This window comes from Subtercola sp. RTI3 (assembly GCF_035018625.1).
GTDB lineage: Bacteria > Actinomycetota > Actinomycetes > Actinomycetales > Microbacteriaceae > Subtercola > Subtercola vilae.
This window is the reverse complement of sequence record NZ_JASJXO010000015.1, coordinates 62,743-71,593: the sequence shown is the minus strand read 5'-3', so window position 1 is coordinate 71,593 and position 8,851 is coordinate 62,743. Positions and strand designations below refer to the sequence as shown.

Below are 8,851 nucleotides of genomic sequence, written 5' to 3'. Positions count from 1 at the left end.
AGATGTGTATAAGAGACAGCGTACTGGGCGGGCCAGTAGTCGAGGGTGACGCCGAGTTCGTGCGCGGCGCGCAGCACGAAGTGCGGGTCGCGCAGAAACTCGCGCGCCATCATGACGGCGTCGGCACGGCCCGACTCAAGCACCGATGCGGCTTCGGCCGAGGTCGTGATGAGCCCCACGGCGCTGACGGGCAGCCCGGTGGTCGCCTTGATCTCGGCGGCGAGCTCCACCTGGTACAGCGGCCCGACGGGAATGTGCACCCCTGTAACGTTTCCACCGCTCGACACGTCGAAGAAGTCGGCCCCGGCATCGTGCGCCCACTGGGCCACCTCAGCCGTCTGCTCCACGTTCCACTCGTTTGTCGGCGACCAGTCGGTGGCCGAGAAGCGAACGAAGATCGGGATGCCCGCCCCCACCTCCTCGCGCAACGCCGCCACCACGCGCAGGGTCAGCCGCGCCCGGTTCTCGAGGCTGCCGCCGTACTCGTCGGTGCGGTCGTTGCTGAGCGGGGAGAGAAACTGGTGCAGAAGGTATCCGTGTGCTGCGTGCACCTCGATCACGTCGAACCCGGCGTCGACCGCCCGCCGGCCCGCGGCGCGAAAGTCGGCCACAACGTCGTCGATGCCGGCGAGCGTCAGCTCGACGGGGGCCTCGTAGCCGGGAAAGGGCACGGGCGACGGCCCCACGGTCATCCAGCCCCCCTCGCTCACAGGAACGGTGCCGCGCTGCCCTGCCCACGGTTTGAATGTCGAGGCCTTGCGGCCCGCGTGCGCCAGCTGGATGCCAGCCACCGCCCCCTGCGCGTGCAGCATCGCCGTGATGCGGGCGAAGGCAGCCTGCTGCTCGTCGGTGTACAACCCGAGGTCTTCGGGCGAGATGCGGCCCTCGGGGCTCACTGCGGTGGCCTCGGTGATGACGAGCCCCGCGCCGCCGACCGCGAACGCGGTGAGGTGGGCGAAGTGCCAGTCGGTGGCAACGCCGTCGCGCTTGACGGCCGAGTACTGGCACATCGGCGCCACCCACAGTCGGTTGCGAAAGACGGTGTCGCGCAGGGTGAACGGGTCGAACAGTGTTGGAGAGGTCACGTGGGGTCGAAGCCGCGCGGGCGGTGAGTTATTCCGGGCGGCGCGCGAAAGACATCTCTCGCCGAGCGCGAAAGACCCCGCCGCGGGGCCTACGCACGACCTATCGTGGAGTCATGCCCCAGAACGATATCCCCGTGACCTGGCACGACTTCGGCGCCACGGATGCCCGGCAGTACGTCTCGCCCCCGAAGCCTGACGACGACAAATACTCCCGCGGCGTGCTCGGCATCATGACGGGCAGCCCGAGCTTCCCGGGCGCCGCGGTTCTGGGTGTCGAGGGGGCGAGCCGCACGGGGGTGGGCATGATCCGTTACCTCGGGCCGGGGCGCGCGACCCGCCTGGTCATGCAACGCCGACCAGAGATCGTCACCGCCGAGGGGCGCGTTCAGGCGTGGCTGGTCGGCTCGGGAATCGACGCCGCGTCGCGGGAACCCGCCGTCACGGCGGCGTTGATCGAGGTGCTGGGGCAGGGGCATCCGGTGATCATCGACGCCGGAGCCCTCGACCTCATCGCCCACGCCACCGGCCCCGCCATCATCACCCCGCACGCCGGCGAGCTGCAGAAACTGCTCGGCGACCGCGGCGTCACCGTCTCCCGCGCCGACATCAGTCGCGATCCTGCCCTGTGGGCCGCCCAGGCCGCCCGGATGCTCGGCGTCGCCGTTCTGCTGAAGGGACACGTCACGCACACCATCGCTGCCCCTGGCCCTGCTCGGGCCTTTGGCTCTGCACCTGCTCGTGGCGCCTCGGGCGATTCAGAGCGCGCCCCCGAATCCACTCGCGCCCGAGAAGCTGGCCCTGCCGTCATCCAGGTGCCTGTGCCCGCAGACCCCTCCGCTGTCGTCGCATCCGTCGGGCTGGAGGCGGTCGCCTTTCGCACGGTGTCGCCGACCACCGAGCTCGCGACCGCTGGCTCGGGAGACGTGCTGGCGGGCATCCTCGGTGCGCTGCTCGCCGCCCACGCCGACGAGGTACTCAGCAACCCCTCCGCCCTGGCGCGCATCGCCGCCGCTGCTGACGTTCTGCATGGCCTCGCGGGTGCCCGCGCCTCGAACGGCGGCCCCATCACTGCCCTCGACATCGCCGAGGCCCTGCCCGCCACCATCGCGCACCTGCGCTGCCTCCCGTAGCCCACGCAGCCTCGCGTAGCCTACGCAGCCTCCCGCCTTAGCCCCGCGCGCAGCCTTCCCCCGCGCGCAGCCTTAGCCCCGCGCGCAGCCTTAGCCCCGCGCCCTTCCCTGCCTAACCCGCGTCCCGCTTCGTCGCCCAGCGGCGGTCTCGCCCTCGCTGAGTTGCGCCTTCGCGTTGTTTGTTGCTCTCAGAGTGACCACTCGAAGTGGGTGATGAGGTGCGTGGGGCGTGGGGCGTGGGGCGCGGCGCATGGTGCGAACGAGCGAAACAGCGCACCTGGACGACCCGCTGGGAGGCCCCGGCGAGCGAGGTGTGTTTCGGCTGCCCGAGTGCCGCTTCGCGTTGTCACAGCACTGCCGCATATGATTGCGGGGTGCGTCGACTGGCAAGAAACCCCCTAGTGCTCTGGTCAGCCTTTGTACTCATCCACCTGTGGCTCGCCTATGTGGGCCTCACCGCGCCCACTCTGCCCTGGGGCGATGTGACCATCGTGTACAGCACGTGGATCCATCACGCCATCGGCGGCTACTGGGTCGGTATCGACGGCCCGTGGGTGTATCCGCTGCTCGCGCTGGTACCCATGATCGCTGCCATGGGGCTCGGCAGTTCGCTCTACGGAGTGGGCTGGTTTCTCCTGGTACTCGTGGCGAACGGCGCTGTCTTCGCGTTCATCCTGAACTCCCGCACCACCTCAGAGCCGGTCACGCCGGCTCCGGATGCCCGCCCTGCCCCACTCGGCAACCCGCTGCGTTTCGTGGCTGCGTGGTGGTGGCTCGCATTTCTGCTGTTGCTCGGGCCCGTTGCCCTTGGCCGCATCGACAGCTTCACCGTGGCCCTGGTCATCGTGGGCCTGTTGTTCGCCATTCGTCGCCCGGCTGCCGCCGGCCTCATGCTCGCCCTGGCGACCTGGGTGAAGGTCTGGCCCGTCGCGCTGGTGGTGGCGGTCATCATCGCGGCGCGTCGCCGCGTCACAGTGGCCGTTGCTGCAGCGGTGACAGCCGTCGCCGTGGCTATCGTGGGGTTGCTGCTCGGCGCCGGCGCGAACCTGTTCAGTTTCGTCACACAGCAGACGAGCCGCGGCCTGCAGGTCGAAGCGCCGGTGAGCATCCCGTGGATGTGGATGGCGTACTTCAAGGTGCCGGGTTCGCGCGTGTACTACGACCAGAACATTCTCACCTTCCAGGTGAAGGGCAGCGGCGGCACGGTGGCCGACTTCCTCACTACGCCTCTGCTCGCGGTCGCGGTTCTCGTGGTGCTGCTGCTCGGTGTCTTTGTCGTTCGAAGCGGCGCGTCGGTCACCCAGGTGCTCCCGGCCCTCTCGCTGGCCCTGGTCATGGCGCTCATCGTCTTCAACAAGGTGGGGTCGCCGCAGTTCATGCTGTGGATCACCGCCCCGGTCATTCTCGGCCTCATCTGGCAGGGCCGAGCGTTCAAGACCTTTGCCATCATCGCGGCGGTTCTGGCCGCGCTCACCCAGCTGATGTACCCGTATCTGTACGACTGGCTGCTGTCGCTCGACCCGCTCATGCTGCTGGTGCTGACCGCGCGCAACGGGCTCGAGGTGGTGCTGTTCGGCCTGGCGCTGCGAGCCCTCTTCACGAGCCGGGTTCGCGCGCTCGGCCCCGTGTTCGTCGAATCTGTGAAGGTGGCGGTCTGATGCTCGTAGCGTTCTCTGTTGCACCCTCCGGGGGCGAAGGCCCCGACGCCTCGGTTCATGACGCGGTTGCCGCCGCGGTGAAGATCGTGCGGGAATCCGGCCTGCCGAACCACACCGATTCGATGTTCACCACCATCGAGGGCGAGTGGGCCGAGGTGTTCGACGTGATCAGGCGCGCCACAGAGGCGGTGGGTGCGTACGGCACCCGTGTCTCGCTGGTTCTGAAGGCCGACATCCGCCCGGGTTACAGCGGCGAGCTCACCGCCAAGCTCGACCGTCTCGAAGAGGCACTCGGCGACTGACCGTCGACCGGTTGCACACCGGCTGCCGGCTAGCCCGACGACCGACCCGGGGCCCGCCGACCCGTCGCCCCGGCTCGCGTGAACATCTCGTTACAAAATATCGAATCGATTCGATTTCACGTCCCCACCTGATTTACCATGGGGCAGTGACTACTTTTCTCACTACGCCGAGCGCGCTTTCGCCGACCCGCATTCGCCTTGCGCTTCTGGCCCTGACTCTCGGCGGGTTCGGAATCGGTTGCTCTGAGTTCGTCGCTATGGGGCTGCTGCCGAACCTCGCTCGCGACCTGCTGCCGAACGTGTTCGCGGTCTCGAGCGAGCAGGCGAACGGCCAGGCCGGCCTGCTGGTGACCGCCTATGCCGCCGGTGTGGTTGTCGGTGCGCCGACCGTGGCGGCGGCAGTGGCCCGTTGGCCACGCAAGATCGTGCTGCTCTGGCTTCTGGTGGCCATCATTCTCGGCACGGTTGCGTCTGCACTGCTGCCGAGCTTTGGGCTCATTCTGCTGGCCAGGTTCATCTCCGCGCTTCCGCACGGGGCCTACTTCGGTATTGCGGCGCTCGTGGCGGGTTCGCTGATGGGCCCGGGCAAGCGCGGCAGGGGAGTGGCGCTCGTGCTGGGCGGCCTCACCGTGGCCAACGTCATCGGCGTTCCGTTTGTCACGTTCATCGGCCAGCAGACCAGTTGGCGCGTGTCGTACCTCATCGTGGCCGGCATCTTCGTAGTGGCGCTCGTGGCGGTTCTCGTGACGGTGCCGAACCTGCCCGGAGACCGCTCGGCCACCATGCGCAAAGAACTCACCGCGTTCCGTCGGCCCCAGGTCTGGCTCACCGTGGCCATCGGGGCGATCGGGTTCGGCGGCTTCTTCTGTACCTACACCTACGTCTCGCCCATCGTCACGACAGTCACCGGTTTGACGGTCGGCTTCGTTCCGTGGGCCCTGGCGACAGTGGGCCTCGGTATGACGTTCGGCAACCTCATCGGTGGCTGGGCATCCGATCACGCCTTGAAGCGCTCGATGATCTTCTTCTTCGTGCTGCTGATCGCCGCGCTGGTCGAACTATTGATTCTGGTCAGCAACCCGGTCGGGCTCTTCGCCGGGCTGTTCGTTCTCGGGCTCGCGAGCTCTGCACTGTCACCGATCATCCAGTCACGGCTGATGGATGTTGCGGGCGAGAGCCAGTCGATCGCCGCGGCCCTGAACCACTCAGCCCTGAATTTCGGCAACGCACTCGGGCCGATTTTCGGAGGTCTCGCGCTGGCGGCCGGGCTCGGTTACATCGCGCCCATCTGGGTGGGCATCGTTCTCAGCCTGTTCGGTATCGCGCTGGCCGTGACCGCTTTCGCGGTCGAGAGGCGCACGCGCCGGCGCCACGCACAGCACGGCGGCCCTTCGATCGACCCGGAGCCGGTTTCGGGCGTCGAGCCAGGCCCGAAAGGCTACTCGGCAGCCGTCGCCGGAGACTCGGGCGCCTCGCTCGTCAGGTAGTCGTCGTGCAGCAGCAGGCCGTCGTGAATCGCACGCTTGCGAAGCGCAACCTTGGTGCCCACGTCGATGCCCAGAACCCGGTACTTCTCGCGGATGCGCTTGAGGTAGCTCTTCGCCGTCTCTTCTGAGATGCTGAGCTGCTCAGCCACCTGTTTGACCGGCTCGCCGCCACCGTAGAGGGCCATCACCCGACGCTCCTGCGCGCTGAGCTTGGGTGAGCTGCCGCCTGACTCTTCGGTGCTGAGGGCCAGGTCGAGCTCGCTCGAGATGAACGGTTCGCCTTTCGCCGCTGCGCGGATGGCCTCGACGATCATGTCGGCCTCCTCGCTCTTCACGAGGTAACCGAGGGCGCCGGCCGCCAGTGCCTCGCGAATGACCACCGGTTCTGAATAGGTGCTCATCAGCACGGTCTTCACCCCCGCCGACTTCAGGGCACGGAGTTTCACCGAGATGGGCAGGTTGTCTTTGAGGTCGAGGTCGAGAAGCACCACATCGACAGGAAACTCGACGTGCGTCAGCAGGTCGGGCCAGGTCGTGACGGCGGCGACCATGGTGATGTCGCTGGCGGCACCCCGAATCCACTCGGTGAGTGCACCGAGCAGCATGCGGTGATCATCGACGATCGCCAGTCTGATGTTTTCGTGTGACGTACTCATGGTGAGGCCCTTCTGAGGTGGTGATTCTATGACTCGGGAGTATCGACGTGCACAGAGATGACGATGCGCAACGAACCGTGCCTACCGCTCTCTGAATGTTGGCCCACGCGGTCGAGTGCTCCCCAGATGGTGGTGTCGATGCGCCGACGCGCAATGCCATCGATCGCAATGTCGATGGGAAACGCCATGGTGGCGCTCGAACTGGGAAGAGGTGGGGCGGCCTGCGGGCCGACGGTGATGGTGATGGCCGGAGCAAGACGCGCCGCCGATGCAGCCATCAGCCAGACCGCTGACAGCAGGCCCTCACGCTGCTCGGGTTCGAGGTAGCCGGCGAGACCGGTGCTGTCGAACAGGGCGACGGTGGGCCGCAGAACGTCGGAATCGTCGATGGCGTGTTGCAGCCAGGTCTGCCGCCGACCCGCGACGAGCTGCAGTCTCAGGTCGTTCGCCAGAGTGGCTGCTGCGGCTGACTGTTCTGCGTTCAGCGGCAGCGAGAGGCGGCCGGTGGCGACATCGGAGAGCAGTTCTTCGGCGCGCTGGTCGAGCCGGGCGAGCTCGTCGCTGCCGAGAATGCCCACCGCGAAGTGCGGCGATGAGATGGTCGAAGAGATGAGGGTACGGTCGAGCTCGCGCTCGATGAACCGGCTGAAGGCCTTCACGATGAGGATGCCGATGAGCGTGGGGGCGATGGCCGCCACGATCACCTCGATCTGCGGGCGGGCCGTGTCTGGCAACTGGCTGATGCCGCTGATGGCCACGGCCAGCAGAAAAGCGGCAAGCAGCAGGGTGGCCAGAATCAGCTGGTTGAGGGGGCGATAGGCCACGAGCGCGAGCAGCGTTGCGCCGGCGCCCACGATCACGGTGACCTCGGGCGTACTCGGTGAGAAACCGTCTGACGAGATGAGGTCGGCGACCACCGCCGCGGCGAGCAGGCCGAGCACGGCGACGAACGCCGGTGTGGGCAGTCGGCTGCCGCGTGAGCTGGCCAACAGGCACGCACCGGTCATGGTGAGCGCCACGACGATCCACGCCGCAAGGGTCAGCCAGGGGGAGTCGTAGGCATTCCAGTTGATGATGAAGATGGCGAGGCCGCGCACACTCAGAATGGTGGCCGCGACGATCGCGCCGATTCCGAGGTAGCCGATTCCGATTCGCGAGTCTGACGCCACGTCGTTTCGCAGCGCTTCGAGTGCTTCGGGGCCGAGTGTGCGCGCCCGCACCAGGCGGGTCAGCAGGCCGTTGCCCGGCTCCTCGGTGTCGGCCCGTGCCGTACCCGGCATCGGGGCCTTCGGTGCGATCGTCATCGCGGCACCTCGAGAACAACGGTGGTACCTGCGCCGGGCGCCGAGAAGATGCGCGCGTTGCCACCCACGTCTCTGATGCGCGCGACCACCGACTCCGCAATACCGAGGCGGCCACGTTCGACGTCGTCGGTATCGAACCCCACACCCGAATCGGTGACCATCGCACGCACACCGGCCGCGTCTTGCGAGATCGTCACATCGGCCGAGTCGACGCCCGAGTGCCGCCGCACGTTCTCGAGGCATTCGCCGAGCGAGAGCAGAAAGGCACTCCGAACCGTCTGCGGCAGGGTGATGTCGCCGTCGCCGTGCCAGTGCACGGTGAGACCCCGTCGTTGAAAACGTTGCTGCAGCGACCGGATGCTCTGCCCCACCACGGCGACCTCATCGGGTTGCATCGTGTAGCCGCCAGACGAGCGGGGCGACGGCGTCTCACCGAGTCGCAACTGCCGCAGCAGAACGGCGTCTTCACCGGCCTGCACCCGCAGGGCATCCGGATCTGCCCCCACACCGGAGTGCGCCAGCAGCGTGAGCGTCGCCAGAACTGTGTCGTGCAGCAGCCGGGCGCTCTGCCGGCGCTGCGCCTCGAGCTCGCTGGCGCTGCGTTCGGCCTGATGCGCCGTGCCGAGGCGGGCGATGCGGTTGCGGGCTCGGCGCACGCTGTCGGTGATCCAGATGCCCACCGTGACGTTGACCGACCAGCTGACGATGAAGATGGTGAGGGCCTGGGCGGCGCCATCGACGCTCATCGCCGGCAGGGTGATGACAATGTTGAGCACGAAGATGGCCACGAGGTAGTACCGCCCGGCGCGGGAGCTCTGCAGCACGATGGCCATGGCACCGATGCCGCCGCCGCACAGCAGGAGCAGGGCACCGATGTTCGACGGGTTCGCCGTTATGGCGAGGCTGAGCAGTGCACTGATGCTGAAACCCACGACGGTCGTGACAATGAGCCAGAGCACCGCCGACGAGCGGCCCATCATGAAGTAGCTCACCAGCATCGCGAAGTAGAGCGGAATAACGCTGACGAGTGCGAAGAGGGGGATGTCACCGGAGATCGCGAAGCACGCCAGAGACGACACGGTGAAAACCGCGCCTTCCAGCCAGGCCGCTGTGCGGAGCAGCGGTTCGATGTGCCTCTTCACACTGCTGATGCTAACGGCAAGGAGTGACCCTCAAGAGAGGGGTCTGGCTCCCTGAGCCAATCCTGAGCTAAAGCTGAGCCGGCCCTG

8 protein-coding genes are annotated in these 8,851 nt (G+C 67.3%); 4 read left to right on the top strand and 4 right to left on the bottom strand.

The features are described from left to right. Positions 1-1,085: NADH:flavin oxidoreductase/NADH oxidase (locus QN358_RS08130; RefSeq protein WP_323512061.1), on the bottom strand; the 1,085-nt coding region annotated here is incomplete at its 3' end. A 113-nt stretch (positions 1,086-1,198) separates the two neighbouring features. Here QN358_RS08130 and QN358_RS08125 point away from each other — a divergent pair. From QN358_RS08125 to QN358_RS08110, 4 genes are all read left to right on the top strand, one after another. Continuing rightward, a complete protein-coding gene (locus QN358_RS08125; RefSeq protein WP_323512060.1) occupies positions 1,199-2,215 on the top strand; it encodes an ADP/ATP-dependent (S)-NAD(P)H-hydrate dehydratase in 1,017 nt (338 codons plus the stop codon). Positions 2,216-2,616: 401 nt separating this feature from the next. Beyond that, positions 2,617-3,873 (top strand): glycosyltransferase 87 family protein, encoded by a 1,257-nt coding sequence (locus QN358_RS08120; protein WP_323512059.1) that lies wholly within the window; start codon positions 2,617-2,619, stop codon positions 3,871-3,873. Beyond that, on the top strand, positions 3,873-4,175 hold the full coding sequence (locus QN358_RS08115) for a thiamine-binding protein (RefSeq protein ID WP_136642685.1): 303 nt from the start codon (positions 3,873-3,875) through the stop codon (positions 4,173-4,175). The genes QN358_RS08120 and QN358_RS08115 overlap by 1 nt, the downstream gene beginning before the upstream one ends. Positions 4,176-4,321: 146 nt before the next feature. Further along, positions 4,322-5,662, top strand: a complete 1,341-nt coding sequence (locus QN358_RS08110; protein WP_323512058.1) for an MFS transporter — start codon at positions 4,322-4,324, stop codon at positions 5,660-5,662. Here QN358_RS08110 and QN358_RS08105 read toward each other — a convergent pair. Genes QN358_RS08105 through QN358_RS08095 form a run of 3 tightly spaced genes read right to left on the bottom strand, consistent with a single transcriptional unit; the run spans position 5,614 to position 8,764 of the window. Next, positions 5,614-6,318: a response regulator transcription factor gene (locus QN358_RS08105; protein WP_136642684.1), complete on the bottom strand. Its 705-nt coding sequence runs from the start codon at positions 6,316-6,318 to the stop codon at positions 5,614-5,616. The two genes, QN358_RS08110 and QN358_RS08105, sit on opposite strands and share 49 nt — an antisense overlap. Positions 6,319-6,344: 26 nt before the next feature. Then, entirely contained in the window at positions 6,345-7,622 is a 1,278-nt protein-coding gene (locus tag QN358_RS08100; protein ID WP_323512057.1) for a hypothetical protein, read from the bottom strand. Next, positions 7,619-8,764, bottom strand: coding sequence for a sensor histidine kinase (locus tag QN358_RS08095; RefSeq protein ID WP_323512056.1), 1,146 nt, complete (start codon positions 8,762-8,764; stop codon positions 7,619-7,621). The genes QN358_RS08100 and QN358_RS08095 overlap by 4 nt, the downstream gene beginning before the upstream one ends. Positions 8,765-8,851 lie beyond the last annotated feature (87 nt).

Coding starts and splice junctions, on each gene's coding strand:
- QN358_RS08100 (WP_323512057.1), bottom strand. CDS start 7,622: ATGACGATCGCACCGAAGGCCCCGATGCCGGGTACGGCACGGGCCGAC.
- QN358_RS08115 (WP_136642685.1), top strand. CDS start 3,873: ATGCTCGTAGCGTTCTCTGTTGCACCCTCCGGGGGCGAAGGCCCCGAC.
- QN358_RS08125 (WP_323512060.1), top strand. CDS start 1,199: ATGCCCCAGAACGATATCCCCGTGACCTGGCACGACTTCGGCGCCACG.
- QN358_RS08105 (WP_136642684.1), bottom strand. CDS start 6,318: ATGAGTACGTCACACGAAAACATCAGACTGGCGATCGTCGATGATCAC.